Annotated in this window: 14 protein-coding genes; 9 read left to right on the forward strand and 5 right to left on the reverse strand. The window is 71.3% G+C overall.

Translation table 11 applies throughout. From position 1 onward, the window contains the following. Positions 1–71 precede the first annotated feature (71 nt). Positions 72–1,289, reverse strand: coding sequence for an ROK family transcriptional regulator (locus tag O3597_RS09775; RefSeq protein WP_281603915.1), 1,218 nt, complete (start codon positions 1,287–1,289; stop codon positions 72–74). Between the two features lie 195 nt (positions 1,290–1,484). On the opposite strand from O3597_RS09775, the gene O3597_RS09780 reads away from it, so the two are divergent. The 3 genes from O3597_RS09780 to O3597_RS09790 are packed head-to-tail and all read left to right on the forward strand — an operon-like array spanning position 1,485 to position 5,171. Beyond that, the gene (locus O3597_RS09780; protein ID WP_281603916.1) at positions 1,485–3,149 is read left to right on the forward strand and encodes an extracellular solute-binding protein; all 1,665 of its coding nucleotides are present in this window, start codon (positions 1,485–1,487) and stop codon (positions 3,147–3,149) included. A 43-nt stretch (positions 3,150–3,192) separates the two neighbouring features. Further along, positions 3,193–4,191, forward strand: coding sequence for an ABC transporter permease subunit (locus O3597_RS09785; RefSeq protein ID WP_281603917.1), 999 nt, complete (start codon positions 3,193–3,195; stop codon positions 4,189–4,191). Continuing rightward, entirely contained in the window at positions 4,188–5,171 is a 984-nt protein-coding gene (locus O3597_RS09790; RefSeq protein ID WP_164449851.1) for a carbohydrate ABC transporter permease, read from the forward strand. The genes O3597_RS09785 and O3597_RS09790 overlap by 4 nt, the downstream gene beginning before the upstream one ends. 71 nt (positions 5,172–5,242) lie before the next feature. Here the strand turns inward: O3597_RS09790 and O3597_RS09795 are convergent, their stop codons facing one another. Next, positions 5,243–7,591: a TIM-barrel domain-containing protein gene (locus O3597_RS09795; RefSeq protein WP_281603918.1), complete on the reverse strand. Its 2,349-nt coding sequence runs from the start codon at positions 7,589–7,591 to the stop codon at positions 5,243–5,245. 166 nt (positions 7,592–7,757) lie between these two features. Between O3597_RS09795 and O3597_RS09800 the strand changes: the two genes are divergently transcribed. Both O3597_RS09800 and O3597_RS09805 read left to right on the forward strand, forming a co-directional pair. Continuing rightward, positions 7,758–9,779 (forward strand): beta-galactosidase, encoded by a 2,022-nt coding sequence (locus O3597_RS09800; RefSeq protein WP_281603919.1) that lies wholly within the window; start codon positions 7,758–7,760, stop codon positions 9,777–9,779. Between the two features lie 158 nt (positions 9,780–9,937). After that, entirely contained in the window at positions 9,938–11,119 is a 1,182-nt protein-coding gene (locus tag O3597_RS09805) for a phosphotransferase (protein WP_281603920.1), read from the forward strand. A gap of 61 nt (positions 11,120–11,180) precedes the next feature. Here O3597_RS09805 and O3597_RS09810 read toward each other — a convergent pair whose 3' ends face one another. Continuing rightward, positions 11,181–11,831 (reverse strand): LysE family translocator, encoded by a 651-nt coding sequence (locus tag O3597_RS09810; RefSeq protein ID WP_281603921.1) that lies wholly within the window; start codon positions 11,829–11,831, stop codon positions 11,181–11,183. A 129-nt stretch (positions 11,832–11,960) separates the two neighbouring features. Here O3597_RS09810 and O3597_RS09815 point away from each other — a divergent pair, with 129 nt between their 5' ends. Next, positions 11,961–12,416: a DUF1992 domain-containing protein gene (locus O3597_RS09815; protein WP_166459192.1), complete on the forward strand. Its 456-nt coding sequence runs from the start codon at positions 11,961–11,963 to the stop codon at positions 12,414–12,416. Between the two features lie 91 nt (positions 12,417–12,507). Continuing rightward, the gene (locus tag O3597_RS09820) at positions 12,508–12,765 is read left to right on the forward strand and encodes a glutaredoxin domain-containing protein (RefSeq protein ID WP_164449855.1); all 258 of its coding nucleotides are present in this window, start codon (positions 12,508–12,510) and stop codon (positions 12,763–12,765) included. A 242-nt stretch (positions 12,766–13,007) separates the two neighbouring features. Here the strand turns inward: O3597_RS09820 and O3597_RS09825 are convergent, their stop codons facing one another. After that, positions 13,008–14,111, reverse strand: a complete 1,104-nt coding sequence (locus tag O3597_RS09825; RefSeq protein WP_348650342.1) for an NAD(P)-dependent oxidoreductase — start codon at positions 14,109–14,111, stop codon at positions 13,008–13,010. Here O3597_RS09825 and O3597_RS09830 point away from each other — a divergent pair. Both O3597_RS09830 and O3597_RS09835 read left to right on the forward strand, forming a co-directional pair. After that, positions 14,036–14,977, forward strand: coding sequence for an AraC family transcriptional regulator (locus O3597_RS09830; RefSeq protein WP_348650343.1), 942 nt, complete (start codon positions 14,036–14,038; stop codon positions 14,975–14,977). The two genes, O3597_RS09825 and O3597_RS09830, sit on opposite strands and share 76 nt — an antisense overlap. A gap of 313 nt (positions 14,978–15,290) precedes the next feature. Beyond that, positions 15,291–15,830, forward strand: a complete 540-nt coding sequence (locus tag O3597_RS09835) for a DUF1062 domain-containing protein (RefSeq protein WP_281603924.1) — start codon at positions 15,291–15,293, stop codon at positions 15,828–15,830. Between the two features lie 92 nt (positions 15,831–15,922). Here the strand turns inward: O3597_RS09835 and O3597_RS09840 are convergent, their stop codons facing one another. Next, positions 15,923–16,390, reverse strand: a complete 468-nt coding sequence (locus O3597_RS09840; RefSeq protein ID WP_281603925.1) for an HNH endonuclease — start codon at positions 16,388–16,390, stop codon at positions 15,923–15,925. Positions 16,391–16,413 lie beyond the last annotated feature (23 nt).

Consider the following 16,413-nt stretch of genomic DNA (forward strand, 5'->3'; position numbering starts at 1 on the left):
TGGCACCCTCGGCGGGTCGGGTCAAGACTCCGAGCGGCCGGGGACGCATCGACCGGGAGCGTTGCGGTCGATCAGCGGGCGGGTAGCCGTCCGGCCTCGATGGTGGCCAGGGCGGCGGTGGCGCCGCCGAGCGCGCCGGCGGTGTCCAGGGTGGACGCTTCCAGGCGGCACCCGCCGGCGCCCGGGGCGTGCGCCCGGGCGGCCAGTTCCGACCGGGCCGCCGGTAGCAGCCAGGGTGCCAGGGTGGCGAAATGGTCACCGAGCACGACGGTCTCCGGGTTCAGCAGGTCCGCCAGGACGGCGACACCACGACCGAGGTGCCGGCCGGTCTCGGCCAGGCCGCTGCACACGCCGGGGTCGTCCTGCTGGGCGAGCGCCACGATCCGCGTCAGTTCCGGCAGGTAGTCGACGACCGGGCCGTCGGCCTCGACATCGGGCAGCAGCCGGCGTACCACGGCGGGCAGGCCGACCAGGGCGGTCAGGCAGCCGTGGGCGCCGCAGGCGCAGGGTGGGCCGGCCGGGTCCAGCGACAGGTGCCCGATCTCGCCGGCGAAGCCGCGCCCGCCGCGCAGCAGTCGTCCGGCGGCGATGATGCCGGCGGCGACGGTGACCCCGCCGGTCAGGTGCACCAGGTCGGTGGTGCCGGCGTACGCGCCGTGCCGCTGCTCGGCGAGAGCGGCGAGGTTGGCGACGCTGTCGACGCCGACGGCGAACTGCGGATCCCGCAGGGCGGCGCCCAGTTCGGCCGCGACCGGCACGTCCCGCCAGCCCAGGGCACTGGCCACCGGCACCGCGCCGGACGGGTCGACGAGGCCGGGTACGCCGACGGTGAGGCCCAGCACCGTGCGGCCCTGGGCGGTGACCCGCCCGACCGCCCGCCGGGCGAGCGCGGCCAGGGCGCGCAGCGTCTCGGTGGGCGGCACCGTGGTCGCGGCGAAGGCCCGTCGCCAGGTCAGCAGCCGGTTGCCGCCGAGGTCCACGGCGACGGCCACCAGCTCGTCGGCGCCGATCTGCAAACCCAGCGCGGCGTACGGCTCACCGTCGAGGACCAGCATCGTGGCCGGTCGGCCGACCCGGTTCTCGGTGAGCCCGGTCTCGCGGACCAGCCGCTGGTCGATCAGCTCGGTCACCAGGCTGGAGACGGTGGCCTTGTTCAGGCCGGTGCGCGCGGCGATGTCGGCGCGGGAGCAGGGGGCGTGCAGGCGGACGTGCCGCAGCACCACCGCCCGGTTGGCGACACGGACGTCGCCGAGGTCGGTCGGCTGCGGTTCGTTGTGGATGCTGATCACGCTCTGCCCGCTCCCTGCGCCGGTGTCGTGGCGCGCGTCCATCATCGCGTACCGCGCTGGCGGGACCGACCAGGCCGCCCGCGCTGTCTTGTGGGACGGATTGCCGTCGATTAGTTTGTTCGGCTAGAACCCCAACTAATCCTAGCCGGAGTCCCCCGCTCCGCAAACCGTTATCGACGACGAAGGGAGTGCGCCGTGACGCCTTCTGCGCGCACATCCACCGACCGCCGGACCATGCTGCGGCTGATCGGCCTCGGCGCCGCCGCGACCGTGGGCGGCGGCGCCCTGGCCGGTTGCAGCAAGGAAGCCGGCAGCCAGGGCAGCGCCACGAACGCCGACGCCATCAAGGCGGTGCTGCCCACCTACCAGCCGGCCGAGCTGCTCAAGCCGGACATCCCCGGTGAGGGCCCGATCCCGCACGGCTACCTCAGCTATCCGCGCGAACTCGTCGACGCGGTCACCGAGCCACCCGGCCGGGGTGGTCCGCCGATCCAGACGATGAGCCCCTGGTGGGGTCCGACCCCACCGCCGCTGGGCCGCAACTCCTACCTGGGCGCGGTGAACGGCAAGCTCGGCGTGGAGGTCAACCCGAGCCTGCAGGACGGCCTGACCTACGCCGACAAACTCAACGCCATGCTCGGCGCGCGCGACGTGCCGGAGCTGCTGTCCGCGCCGAACTGGGAGGTGGACAAGGTCGCCCGGTTCTCCGACGCGGTCAAGGCGTTGTTCACCGACCTGACCGACCACCTTCAGGGCGACAACGCGGCGAAGTACCCGTACCTGGCGGCGTTGCCCAGCGGGGCCTGGGAGTACTCGGTCTGGGGCGGACGGCTCTACGCCGTGCCGTTCCCCACCGACGGTCCGTTCGCGTGGGCCATGTTCTACCGCAAGGATCTGCTCGGCGCCGCCGGACTGGCCACCCCCACCAGCCCCGACGAGCTGTACGAGTTCGGCAAGAAGGCCACCAACCCGGCCAAGGGCGTGTGGGCCTTCGGCAGCGTCTTCGAAATGATCCAGCAGTACTTCGGCTGCCACCAGACCTGGCGCAAGAAGCCCGACGGCGGTCTGCAGCACAAGTTCGAGGACCCGGCGTTCGAGGCGGCGCTGGCGTTCACCGCCCGGCTGTTCGCCGAGGGCCTGGTACACCCGGACACGGCGGAGAGCAAGGGCGAGGACGAGAAGCAACTGTTCAACTCCGGCAAGATCCTCATGTACCGCGACGGCCTCGGTGCCTGGCAGGGCATGCAGAGTGAACGGGTCAAGGAGCTGCCCACCTTCGACATGCAGCCGCTGCCGGTCTTCGGCGCGCAGGGCGCCCAGCCGGTCATCTGGGGCAGCGAGAAGCCGATCTTCTACACCTTCCTCAAGAAGGATCTGCCCGCCGAGCGGGTCGACGAGGTGCTGCGGGTGCTCAACTGGTGTGCCGCCCCGTTCGGCAGCCGGGAGTTCGAGCTGCGCGAGTACGGCGTTGAGGGACAACACTTCACCCAGGGCGCCGACGGCACGCCGGCGCTGACCGAGCTGGGCCGTAAGGAACTCGGCGCGCAGTACACCCACATCGGCGGTCGGGTGCCGGTCAAGGTGCGCAGCGGCGACACACCGAACTACGTGCAGGACTACATCGGGTACTACCGCAAGCACATCGGCCAGATGGAGCCGGACCTGTTCGCCGGGATCAAGCTCGAGCTGCCGGCGAACTGGTCGAAGATCATCCAGCCGACCGATGACAAGATCCGCGACATCCTGCGCGGCCGTCGCCCGGTCAGCGACCTGGCCCAGGTACGCAAGGAGTTCCTCGACACCGGTGGCGAGGAGGGCCGCGCGTTCCACGAGAAGGCGCTCGCCGACAACGGCCGATGAGCGGGCAGGCGAGTGCGCCGCCGACCGGTGCCCGGGTGCGGTCGTGAGCGCCCCCGGCGCCGTGGACACGCGGCCACCTGCCGGGCGTACGCCGTCACCGCGGCGTCCCCAGCGGCGCAGCCTGCGGACCCGGCTGCGCCGCGACTGGCCGCTGCTGGCGATGGCCGCACCGGCGGCGGTGCTGCTGCTGGTCTTCCACTACCTGCCCACGCTGGGCAACATCATCGCCTTTCAGGACTACAACCCGTTCGTCGGCGACGACCCGCTGGACGCGTTCCTCAACAGCGAGTGGATCGGCTTCGGCAACTTCGAGGCACTCTTCCGCGACCCGCTGTTCTGGGACGCGGTCCGCAACACGCTGAGCATCACCGCCTTCCAGCTGGTGTTCTTCTTCCCGCTGCCGATCCTGCTGGCACTCATCCTCAACAGCGTCGTCTCCGGGCGGCTGCGTGGCTTCGTGCAGAGCGTCGTCTACCTGCCGCACTTCTTCAGCTGGGTGCTGGTGGTGACGTTCTTCGTGCAGATGTTCGGTGGGGCCGGACTGCTGGCCCAGGAGATGCGCCAGGCCGGTCTTGAGCCCTGGGGGATCATGACCAACCCGGACACGTTCATCGTGCTGGTCACCGCCGAGGCGGTCTGGAAGGACCTGGGGTGGGGGGCGATCGTCTTCCTGGCCGCGCTGTCCGCCATCGACCAGAACCTGTACGAGGCGGCGGCGGCCGACGGGGCCGGCCGGTGGCGGCGGTTGTGGCACATCACCCTGCCCGGCCTGCGTCCGGTGATCGTGCTGCTGCTCATCATGCGGCTCGGCGACGCGCTCTCGGTCGGGTTCGAGCAGTTCATCCTGCAACGGGAGGCGGTCGGCCGGGAGGCGGCCGAGGTGCTCGACACGTTCGTCTACTACCAGGCGATCAGCACCCAGCAATGGGGGCTCGGTGCGGCGGCGGGCCTGTTCAAGGCGGTGGTCGGGCTGGTGCTCATCCTCACCGCGAACAAGATCGCGCATCGGCTCGGTGAGCAGGGGGTGTACGCGAAATCATGACCGCACAGCTCAGTGGTGCCGGGCCGGTGCCCGCGGCACCGACCACGGCGGGGCCACCGGCGCCACCGCCGCGGCGACGCCACCCCGGTCGTCCGGTGTGGGCGGGCCGCCCGTCGACGTCGCTGACCATCGGCAAGGGGGTCGTGCTCACGCTGCTGGTGGCGGCGGTGCTGGTGCCGCTCTGGGCGGTGCTGGTCACCAGCCTCGCCTCACGCGGCACCATCGACGACGCGGGTGGCATGGTGATGATCCCCCGGGAGTTCGACCCGTCGGCGTACATCACCATCTTCAGCGGCGGGGACGTCACCCGGGCGGTGTGGGTCAGCACCCTGGTCACCGTGTTCGGCACCACGGTCAGCCTGGTGCTCACCGTGCTGGCCGCGTACGGGCTGTCCCGGCCGGGCTCGGTGGCCCACCGGGGGTTGCTGTTCTACTTCCTGCTGACGTTCCTGATCTTCCCGGGGCTGGTGCCGAGCTACCTGGTGGTGACCGGGCTGGGCCTCAAGGACAGCCTCTGGTCGCTGATCCTGCCCAGCGCGATAAGCGTGTTCAACCTGGTGGTGATCCGCGCGTTCTTCATGAACGTGCCGGCCGAGCTGCTCGACAGCGCCCGCATCGACGGCGCGGGGGAGTTGCGCATCCTCACCCGGATCGTGCTGCCGTTGTCCAAGGCGGTGATCGCCGTGGTCGGGCTCTTCTACGCGGTCGGCTACTGGAACGTGTACTTCAACGCGGTGCTCTACATCGACTCCAACGACAAGTTCCCGATCCAGCGGGTGTTGCAGAGCTACATCCTTGCCGGGCAGTCGCCGAACGTCTCCGGCGCGTCGGTGAGCCTGCCCGGGGTGACCGCGTACCCGCCGACGCTCGCGGTCAAGATGGCGGTGGTGGTGGTGACGGTCATCCCGGCGGTGATCATCTATCCGTTCGTGCAGCGGCACTTCACCAAGGGCGTGATCACCGGCGCGGTGAAGGGCTGACCCCACCCGTACCGCGACCCCGTCGCCGCGCGGTGCCCGACTCCGTCCAGTCGGGCGCCGCGCGGCGACGGTCAGCCCGACGTGGGGAAGAGCCCCCCGAAGGGCACGACGGTCACCGCCGCACCGTTGAGCAGTGACCGGGCCGGTCGGTCGGCGTCGCCGACCCCCGCGAGCGCCAACTGCCCCACCAGCAGCGGCCCCCGGGTCGTTATCCGCAACTCGTCGCCGTCGCGGACCGCCTCGATGATCGTGTCGCCGTCCACGTCGTGCACCACGGCTTGCCCGTCCACCGCCCCCCAGCAGACCACGGTGACCTCCCGGAAGGGCCCGTCGCCGACCGTGGCCCCCGGCGTGACCAGCGGCAGCAGCGCACCCCGGCGCACGTAAAGCGGCATCCGGGACAGCGGCGCGCGCACCCGAAGATGCCGGCCGCCCTGATGCAGTTCACCGGTCGCGGCGTCGAACCAGTCGTCGCCGACGGGCAGGTACACGTCCCGCACCCCGGACGCATCGGTGACCGGCGCCACCAGCAGGTCCGTCCCGAGCCGGTACTGCAGGTCGGTGGTCCAGGCCGTCGGATCCTGCGGGGTGTCGACAAGCAGGGCCCGCATCATCGGTACGCCGGTGCGGGCCGCCTGCACCGCCGCCGACCACAGGTACGGCATCAACCGGTAGCGCAGCCGCAGCGCGGCCACCGCGAGTTGTTCCGCCTCGGCCGGGAACTCCCACGGCAGCCGGCTGGTGGTGCCGTGCAGCCGGACCAGTGGCGACAGCGCACCGAACTGCGACCAGCGTACGTACAGGTCGGGTTCCGGGGTGCCGTGGAAGCCGCCGGTGTCGTGGCTCCAGAACGGCACCCCCGACAGGCCGTGCGACAGCCCTCCGCGCAGCGTGCTGGCCAGGGCCGGCCAGGTGGCGTTGACGTCGCCGCTCCACTGCGCGCTGTGCCGTTGCCCACCCAGGTACGACGAGCGCGCCCACACCGCCCGGTGGCCGGCCACCTCCTCGGTGACGCCGGCGACCACGTCGTTGAACAGCAGGGCGTACACGTTGTGCAGCTCGACGCCGCTCATCCCGTTGTGGGCCACCGCGTCGGCGGGCACCCCCTCGGCGAAGTCGGTCTTGAACACCGCCACGCCCTGGCGCAGCAGCGGCCGCAGCAGCCCGGTGAACCAGTCCACCGCAGCCGGGTTGGTCAGGTCCACGATGGCCGAGGCCGGGTAGCTGCCGTGCCACACGTCGGCGACGTACGTGCTGCCGTCGGGTCGCCGCAGGAAGTAGCCCGCCGCGTCGGCCTCGGCGTAGAGCGGACTGGCCGTCATCAGGTAGGGATTCATCCAGAGGCAGACCCGGAAGCCCTGCTCGGACAGGGTCCGCAGCATCCCGGCCGGGTCGGGAAACGCCTCGGTGTCCCAGCGCAGGTCCGACCAGTTGCCGGCGACCTGCCAGTAGCAGTCCAGGTGCAGCACGTCGCAGGGGATGTCGCGCTCGCGCAGGCGTCGGGCCCGCTCCAGCACCCGCTCCTGGCTGTCCGGGTAGAAGCCCGAGGAGACCCAGGTGCCGAAGGCCCAGCGCGGCGGCAGGTACGGCCGCCCGGTCAACTGGCCCAGCCGGTCCAACACCTCGGCGGGGGTCGGCCCGGCCAGCACGTAGTAGTCGAGCAGGTCGTCGGGGACCAGGATCTGCACCGCGCTGTGGGTGGACTGGCAGACGTCGAACTGCACCGGCAGCCCGCTGTCGACAAGCACCCCGTAGCCCCGGTTGGACAGGTAGAACGGCACGTTCTTGTGCGCCCGGTCGGACTCGCTGCCGAAGGCGTCGAAGTTCCACATCAGAGCCCGCTGGCCGCGTTTGTCCAGTGGGGTGAACTTCTCGCCGAAGCCGACGAACCGCTCGTCGCCGGGGGCGACGAAGCTCTCGTGCCAGGCGACCCGGACGCCGTCGGTGGTGGAGTGGCCGAACGGGAGGGTGCGTTGCCGGCCACTGATGTCGACCGTGCCCGGATCCTGCTCCACCAGCAGCGTGCCGTCGGGGCGCAGGAACCGGATGTGCCACGGGTCGAGCCGGATCTCGGCGACCAGCGCGCCGGCGTCGATCCGCAAGTGCCGGTCGTCGACGGTGACGGTGGCCGGGTGGGTACCGGGATGCACCAGCGGCATCAGTCGGGCCGACCGGCTGCGGGCCTGCGGATCCTCGGCGAGCCGTACCCGGATCATGCCGTCGCCGGCCGCGTCGACGCGCACCACCGCCGTCATCCCGTCGGCCAGCACCGCCTTGACGGTGGCTCCGTGTGCGTCGGTGCCGGCGATCTCGGCCCGGCTCACCACGGCCGGGCCACCTTCACCGGGGGTGCGCACCGGCAGGTCGGGTGGGTCGGCGACGAAGGTCTCGTAGGGCACCAACGGCGGTCGGTACGGCATCAGCTCTCCTTGGCGGCGTTCACGGCGGTGCCGACAGTTTCTTTAACTATCCAACGAACTGTCAACGATGAGCGTAGATATGAGCTGGCGCTGGTCTGTTGACATGGGTCGGAGTGATCCATAGTTTGGACGCATCCTCAACTAAACCGGCGGGCTGGTGATGGTGATGTGGACCGACGGCCCGCTCTGCCACGGCGGCGACTACAACCCCGAGCAGTGGCCGGCGCAGGTCTGGTCCGAGGACGTCGCGCTGATGCGCCAGGCCGGGGTCAATCTCGTCACCGTGGGGGTGTTCGCCTGGTCCCGGCTCGAACCGGCACCCGGCCGGTACACCTTCGGCTGGCTCGACCAGGTGCTCGACCTGCTGCACGCCGGTGGCGTACGGGTAGCCCTGGCCACCCCGACCGCCTCGCCACCACCGTGGTTCTCCCTGGCCCACCCGGGCGCGCTGCCCGTCACCGCCGAGGGGATCCGGCTGCACCACGGCAGCCGGGACACCTACTGCGCCGCCACCCCCGCCTACCGCGAGGCCGCGCTGTGCATCACCGCCGCCCTGGCCGACCGGTACGCCCACCATCCGGCGTTGGCCGGCTGGCACGTACACAACGAGTACGGCACCACCTGCCACTGCGAGCACACCGCCCGGGCCTTCCGGCGCTGGCTGGCCACCCGCCACGGTGACCTGGCCGCCCTCAACGACGCCTGGGTCACCAGCTTCTGGAGCCAGCACTACTCCGACTGGACGCAGATCAGCACCCCCCGGGCCACCCAGTACCTGTCCAATCCCGGCCAGCTGCTCGACTTCCGCCGCTTCTGGTCGGACACCCTGCTCGCCGCGTACACCGAGCAACGTGACCTGCTGCGGGCGGCGAACCCGGCGCTCACCATCACCACCAACTACGTGCTCGGCGACTGGGTGCCGGTCGACCACGCCCGCTGGGCCACCGAGGTCGACCTGGTCGCGGTCGACCACTATCCGTCCGCCGTCGACGGCGGCGCCGAGGAGCAGACCGCGCTGGTCGCCGACCTGGCCCGTGGTTGGGCCCGACACGCCGCCGCCCGCCGGCACCCCGGCTCGCATCCGTCTGGCGGTGCGGCGGCATGGCTGCTGATGGAGAGCGCGCCCAACCAGATCCACACCGCCGGACGGATGCACACCAAGGAACCGGGGCGGATGCTGCGGCACAGCCTCGCCCACGTGGCCCGCGGCTCCCACGGCGCGATGTTCTTCCAGTGGCGGGCACCGGTCGGCGGTGCCGAGCGCTTCCACTCCGCCCTGGTGCCGCACGCCGGCCCGGACAGTCGGGTGTTTCGGGAGACCGTCGCACTCGGCGTCGCGCTGCGGCAGCTCGGTGAGGTTCGTGGCCGCGTCGAGGCGGACGTGGCGCTCGTGGTCGACGCGGCCAGCGGCTGGGCGCTGCGCCATCCGGGCCTGCCGTCGACCCTGCCGGACCACCACGACGAACTCGCCGCCGCGCACCGGGCCCTGTGGCTCAGCGGGTACGCGTGCGACACCGTCACCCCGGGCGACCCGCTCGACGGTTACCGGCTGCTCGTCCTACCCGCCGTCTACCTGATCGACGACGCCACCGCCGACTGGCTGCACGGCTACGTCCACGCTGGCGGCCACCTGCTGGTCACCTACCTCAGCGGCGTCGCCGACGAACACGCCCGGGTGCGCCTCGGCGGCTATCCGGGCGCGCTACGGGACCTGCTGGGCGTGTACGCCGAGGAGTTCCACCCCCTCGCCGCCGACGACCACGTCCTGCTCGACGGCGGCGGCACCGGACGGATCTGGGCCGAGACGCTGCGCCTGACCGGTGCCGACACGATCGTCTCCTACGCCGGGGGCGTACTCGACGCGATGCCCGCCGTCACCCGGCACCGGGCCGGCGCCGGAACCGCCTGGTACCTGTCCACCCGCCTCGACGACACCACCTACCGGCGGCTGCTCGGCACCGTCGCCCGGGCGGCCGGCGTCACCACCGTCTGCCCGGACGCACCCGAGGGAGTCGAGGCGGTACGCCGCCGCGACGGCGAGGCGAGCTGGCTGTTCCTGCTCAACCACACCGGTCACGAGCAGCGCGTGCCGGCACGCGGAATGGAACTGCTCACCGCGACACCGATCGACCGGGCGGTCACCCTGGCACCCGGCGGTGTCGCGGTGCTCCGCGAGCACAAGGGTTGATCCGTCGGCACCGACTGGCTAACCTCGCACCTGCGCGTCGGGAACGCGCCGAGACTCGCCGGTAGGCTCGAAGCCACCCCCCTCACACCACCCGTCGAGCGACGGACACCGAAGCTCAGTTCCGCCCGTGCGAGTCCGGGCGAGGAGTGAGGTGCCCCGTGAAGGACCTGCCCGACAACCCCAGCCTCGACCACCTGCGTCAACAGGCCAAGAACCTGCTCGCCGGTCTGCGCGACATCGACCCGGCCGCGACGCTGACCACCGCTCAGGCGCGGCTCGCCGAGCAGTACGGCTTTCCCACCTGGGCAGCGTTGAAGACCGAGGTCATCCGGATGCGGGGCCGGGCCGAGGCCGCCGAGGCGTCCCTGGCCCACGCGATCGCCGCCAGCTACGGCCTCGGTGACGTCGTCGGCCAGATGCGCACCGTCGCCCGTGCCGACGACATGGGACGTCGCTGGTCGCTGGTGACGGACCGGGGCCGCTGGGCGGTGCGGACGATGGACACCTGGTGGCCCATCGTCGACGCCGAGACCGACGTGGCGTTGCAGCAGGCCGCCGCAGCCGCCGGTGTCCTGCTGCCCGCGCCGGTGCGCAGCCGTGCGGGCCGGATCGTCGAGACCATCGGCGGACACCGCTGGCGGGTCTACCAGGGGCTGCGTTCCGGGCCACCGCTGCTCGCCCCGGCCCGCTCGTCGGTCACCCGCGCGGTCGGCGGTGTCCTCGCCACGATCCACGGGCTCCGCCTGCCGGTCGATCGGGTCAGCCCGTGGCACGGCACCCGGTTGGCCACGGGGAACTGGCCCGAACTCGCCGCCGTCGCCGCGGCTCGCCAGGCCAGCTGGGCCGCCGCGCTCGGCGCGGCGGTGGCCACCCTGACGGACCTCGACGGCATCGGCAGGGTCACCGGGACGCCGGAAGCTGTGCTCTGCCACAACACCCTCGGTCCGGCGAGCACCCGGCTGGCCGCCGACGGCCGCCTCGTCGTCGTCGGCTGGGAACATGCCGGCGGTCAACCGCCGAGCTGGGAGCTGGCCAACGCGCTGCTGGACTGGGCGGTGGTCCCCGGTGGGTCGGTCAACGTGGCCGGCGCACGCGCGTTGCTCGACGGGTACCGCGCGACGGCGGGCACCCTGCCGCCGCTGGATCTGACCGCGTTCCGTGGCGCGGTCACCAGCCTCGCCAACTACGTCTTCGGTCAGGTGGACGCCGCCCTGGAGGCAACCGACGACGAGGAGCGGCGGTACGCCGACCGCAGCGTCGCGCACCTACTGACGCACCTGCCCACCCGCACGGTCCTGGAACAGCTGCTGGACGTGGCCACCGGGGCGGTACGCCGCTGACCGTGACCGGGCAGCTCAGCCCGGTCACGGCTGCGGTCGAGGGCGGTGCGCGACGGCGGGCTCAGCCGGTGGCGACGGCGGCGCGGGAACGGTCGGCGGCGATCCGCACCGCCATCGCCGCCAGCACCGTGCCCATCAGCATCCGCTGGACGCGCAGCCACAGTGGCCGCCGGCTGAGGAAACCGGCGATGCCACCGGCGGTGAGCACGATCAACGTGTTCACCGTCAGCGCCACGGCGATCTGGGTCAGACCGAGCAGCAGGCTCTGCCCGGCGACGTTGCCGCGTGCCGGGTCGATGAACTGCGGCAGCAGCGACACGTACAGGATGGCGATCTTCGGGTTGAGCAGGTTGGTGACCAGACCCATGGTGAACAGGCGGCGGGCCGGATCCGGTGGCAGCGGCGCCGGGTTGAACGGCGACTGCCCGCCCGGGCGCAACGCCTGCCACGCCAGCCACAGCAGGTACGCCGCGCCGGCCAGCTTGACCGCCGTGTACAGCGCCGGTACCAGCACGAACACGGTGGCGATGCCGGCGACCGCCGCACCCAGGTAGACCGCGAAGCCGGCGGCGACCCCGAGCAGCGAGATCAGCCCGGCTCGTCGGCCCTGGGTCACCGACCGCGACACCAGGTAGACCATGTTCGGCCCTGGCGTCAGCACCATCCCGAGAGCGACCAACGCGATGCCCACAATTGCGGCCGTACCGACCATGTCCGTGACCCCCGTCCCACCGTGAACCTGAGCCTAGGGCACCGGGGAATGCCGGCCGGGCCCGTGACGCTGCCCCATCGGGAGACGGTGGTCACGTTACGGTTGTCCGGGGAGGTGGCGAGGGTGGAGATGCGGTGGGAGGCGTCGGTCGAGGCGCAGATCCGGGCGGCGCAGGAGCGCGGCGAGTTCGACAATCTGCCCGGTGCGGGCAAGCCGATCGCCGGTCGGGGTCTGCCCTACGACGAGTCCTGGTGGATCAAGAGTTTCCTGGAGCGCGAACAGGTTCCGACCAACCTGTTGCTGCCCACCCCGCTGCTGCTGCGTCGGCGCATCGAGCAACTACCCGACGAGGTCCGGGATCTGCCCACCGAGCAGGCGGTGCGGGCGGTCGTGGCCGATCTCAACGCCGAGGTGCTGGCCTGGCTGCGTAACCCGTCCGGCCCACGGGTCGTGGTGCGTCCGGTGGACGCCGACGCGGTGGTGCGCCGGTGGCAGGACGAGCGGCGCAAGGCCGCACCGTCGACACCCGCCGCCCAGTCGCCGGCGCCACGTCGGCGTTCCTGGTTCCGTCGCCGGGCCACGTGATGGCAACGCTGCGCGTCCTGCTCGGCAAGTCCGCTGTGCAGGTCGACCACCGGCGAGCCGACCGATTCGCCGAGACCGGACGGGACCGCCCATGAACACCGCCCCCGGGGAGCAGTTGCCGATCACCGTCTATAGCCGGCCTGGCTGCCCCTACTGCTACCTGCTGCGCCGCGGCCTCAAGCGGCGCAAGCTGGCCTTCACCGAGGTCGACATCTGGGCAGATCCGGCCGCGGCGGCAGCGGTGCGGGCGGTGGCCGACGGCAACGAAACCGTTCCCACCGTGCACGTCGCCGGGCAGTGGTTGGTCAACCCGCGTGCGGCGCTCGTCGCCACCCTCGCCCGACCCTGACACCGGGCACCGGTCGGCTCGGCCCGCGTTTCTCGCCGCGCCACGCATCGCCAGCTCGCTGAACCGGTTTCAGCTCGGGCTCGATCTTCGCCCGGTAGATCGCACGGGTTTCGTGTCGGCGACCTTCATCGAATTATCGAATTACCGTTTACAAAAACACTCTAATTATCGTCCACCAATCGGACATAACGTGCGCACATCATAATGACTGTTAAGATGCGTAAGGATTCAAGCTGGTGTCGTCAGGTGGCTGTGGCGGTGCGGAAGAGCTGGACGACCCCGGTGATGTTGTCCTGGCCGTGGCCTTTGCTGATCGCCCGCTGGAAGGTGTCGGCGGTGGCATTGGTCAGGACGACGGTGGCCTGACGTGAGGCCGCGTCCGCGACGGCGTACCGCAGGTCCTTGGCGACCAGATCGATCGGAAAGGCCGCCGGAAAGGCACGGCCCAGCATGGCGGTGGCGGCGGTGGCGGCTGCCGGGCTCGCCACCGGGGTGGCGGCGAGCACCTCGACGGCGCGGGCCGCCTCCAGGTTCGTGCCGTGCAGTGCGCTGAGAAGCTCGGCAACGGCGGCGACCTGCACGGCGAACAGCGAGTTGACGAGCAGCTTCATCCGGGCGCCGGTCCCGGCGGGTCCCATGTGGTGCACGGCGCCGCCGATCTGCCGCAGCACCGGCTCGATCCGGCGGCCAACCGCCGGATCCCCGCCGACGAGAAAGATCAGTGCGCCGGAATCGGCCTGGGGACGTGAGCCCAACACCGGTGCGTCGAGAAACTCCACACCGCACTGGACGCACCGCTCGGCGAGTTGGTCGGAGAAGGCCGGGGTCACGGTGGAACAGTCGACGGCGATGGTGCCGGGTGCCATGGCTGCCAGCGCGCCGGTGCCCGGGGTCAGCCAGACCGCACGGCCGGCGTCGTCGTCGCGCACCATGCTGAGCACGAGGTCGCTCTGCACCGCAGCGGCTGCCGGGGTCGCCGCTGCGGTGGCGCCGGCCTCGACCAGCGGCTGTGCCGCCTCGGCCGTGCGGTTCCACACCCTGACCTGGTGTTCGCCCGTGGCCAGCAACCTGCGGGCCATCCGCGAGCCCATCGCGCCGAGTCCCAGTACGGCGATTCTCATGCTGCTCCTTCGGTGGTAGCAGTGCTTCCGATGATCTTCATGCCAATCACTCTGCCGCTCACCGGTGAGGTTATGAATGCCCGCGCCGCTCAGTTGTTTGTCCGCCACGCTCACCTCGCCTGCCGGTGTGCGCCTCGCCGTCCTACCTTGTGGGGATGGACGTTCTCGGTGACGTGCTGGCGATGGCCCGGGTCGACGCGAGCCTGATGGCCACCTTCGACGCACGAGCTCCCTGGGCCATCGAGCTGCCGGCCCGCCGGGGTGCCTCGTTCCACGCCGTGATTGCGGGGACCTGTTGGCTCACCACTGACAGCGCACCGCCCCGTCACCTGGCCCCGGGTGACCTCGTGCTGCTGCCCGCCGGGGCGCGGCACCAGTTGGCCACCGATCCGGCCCTGCCGACACGCCGGTTCGACGAGGACCTCAAACGCAGCCTCATCAGCCCTGACGGCGAGTTGGTGCTCGATGGGCCCGGCGCGCGAACCCGGATCCTCTGCGCGGGTTACAGCTACCAGACCGACATCGCCCATCCGGTGCTGAGCCTGCTGCCACCGGTGCTGCACGTGGCCACCGCGCAACCCGAGAGCGGACCATGGCTGCGCTCCGTCCTGGACCTGTTGGCCCACGAGACCCGCAGCGGTGCCGCCACCGGCTCCGCCACCGCCGCCGTACGCCTGCTCGACCTGCTGCTGATCCACGTCGTCCGGACCTGGCTCGACACCGACGATGGCACCACGAGCGCCTCCTGGCTGCGCGGACTTCGCGATCCGCTCACGGCACACGTACTGGCCGTCCTGCACGAACGACCCGGCCACGATTGGACACTCGACACCCTCGCCGCAACCGTCAACGTCTCCCGAGCCACTCTCGCCCGACGGTTCACCCGCCAGGTCGGTGAACCCCCACTGACCTACCTGACCCGGTGGCGCCTCAACCTCGCAGCCCGCAAGCTACGTGACACCGCCCTCCCGGTCGCGGCCATCGCCCACCAGGTCGGCTACACCTCCGAATTCGCCTTCAGCCGCGCCTTCACCCGCGCCCACGGTCGCCCACCCGGCCGCTACCGCCGGCTCACCGCCACGAACGGCTGAGCAACCACGGACAACACGCCAGCGAACAGCTACCAGCGGTCCGAGCAGCCGTTCGAGCGGAGCCGATGGAAATCCGTTTGAGCCCTTCCCGCCGCTGCCATAGGTTGCCGACGACCCCTGGCAGCGTGGCAGAGGACAACCGCGTGACCCCGCCTGCTCTCTAGACCTGACATTAACCGCTCACTGGTGGCCGACGCTTCCGTCGGCTCTGCCGGGCTGCGTCTGTGCGCCCGGTCGTACCGCGTTTGAGGCCGCGCTCATTCGGCCTCGTGTCAGGTCTTTCGGAGCAATCGTGTCTTCACAACCTCATATCGTGCTGCCCTGGGTCGTCCGTCGGACCAGGCTGCCGCTGCTGTCGCTGCGATGTGTCGACTGCCGGTCGGAGTCGGCCACCACCGGCGCGGGCAGGTTCCGCGTCAACGCCAACCACAAGTTGCTGGACGTGTGGCTGCTGGTCCGCTGCGTGTCCTGCGACCGGACCAGCAAACTCACCGTGCACGAACGCACCCCGGTCAGATCCTTCGATCCGGCCGAGTTGCGCGGATACCGCCTCAACGATCCGGCGCTGGTGGCGTCGCGGCTGCTCGATCCGCAGCTCGCCCGCCGCAACCGCTTCGCTCTCGACTGGACGGGGGCCTGGCGGCTGGTCACCCCGTCGGAGTGGCCCGACCAGACGTGGCCGGTCCAGGTGGCGGTCGTCTTCGACGATCCGGTACCGGTGCGTCCGGAACGGCTCATCGCGTACGGGCTCGGCCTCAGCAGGGGCGAGGTACTGCGTCGGATCAAGTGCGACATTCCGTTGCGTCGTCCGCGGAGTACCGGGTTCACCTTCACCGTGACGGCCGGGGACTGACGCGGGTGGCCGGGCGGGGTCCACTCGACCCGCCCGGCCACGGAATACACGCGCGGCCGTCACCGCCCCAGCGGGCGGCGCAGACGGCCGGGTCAGCAGGAAGGTCGCCCGTACGCCGCGCGGGCCCGCGCCACCTCGGCCGCCTGGCGCTCGCGCCAGCGTTGCTGCGCCAGGCGGTTGCAGGTCCGGCAGACCCGCCGGAGGCGCCCCGTCGCCGGATCGGTCTCCCGCTCGTGCCCGTTGCGGCAGCGTGGACGTTGGGTCCGTGCCCGGCAGTTGTCCGCATGGCTGAGCTGGCGCAGATGGGTCGGCTCGATGCAGTCCGGCGCGCCGCAGTCGTGGTGGACTTCCAGGGTGGGGTCGTAGCCGCCGACGAACACCACGTACGCCGCGATGTGTGCCCAGGCCCGTCCGGCGAGCTTCTGGTACCCGCCGCGCCGGCTGCCGTATCCGCGCACGATCAGGCATCCGTTGTCGGCCCGTGTCGAGCGGGCGAGCAGATACGCCCGCAGGGTGTCCTCGGTGAAGTGTCGGGACAGACCGGTGACCTGAGACAGCACCGGGCCAGCGTAGGGGTCGGGTG

It is taken from the genome of Verrucosispora sp. WMMA2044, from assembly GCF_027497155.1.
GTDB classification, from domain to species: domain Bacteria; phylum Actinomycetota; class Actinomycetes; order Mycobacteriales; family Micromonosporaceae; genus Micromonospora; species Micromonospora palythoicola.

What these genes read in the sequence shown, in the direction of transcription:
- O3597_RS09790 (WP_164449851.1), top strand. Translation starts at nt 4,188, where the DNA reads ATGACCGCACAGCTCAGTGGTGCCGGGCCGGTGCCCGCGGCACCGACC.
- O3597_RS09815 (WP_166459192.1), top strand. Translation starts at nt 11,961, where the DNA reads ATGCGGTGGGAGGCGTCGGTCGAGGCGCAGATCCGGGCGGCGCAGGAG.
- O3597_RS09800 (WP_281603919.1), top strand. Translation starts at nt 7,758, where the DNA reads ATGTGGACCGACGGCCCGCTCTGCCACGGCGGCGACTACAACCCCGAG.
- O3597_RS09820 (WP_164449855.1), top strand. Translation starts at nt 12,508, where the DNA reads ATGAACACCGCCCCCGGGGAGCAGTTGCCGATCACCGTCTATAGCCGG.
- O3597_RS09810 (WP_281603921.1), bottom strand. Translation starts at nt 11,831, where the DNA reads ATGGTCGGTACGGCCGCAATTGTGGGCATCGCGTTGGTCGCTCTCGGG.
- O3597_RS09795 (WP_281603918.1), bottom strand. Translation starts at nt 7,591, where the DNA reads ATGCCGTACCGACCGCCGTTGGTGCCCTACGAGACCTTCGTCGCCGAC.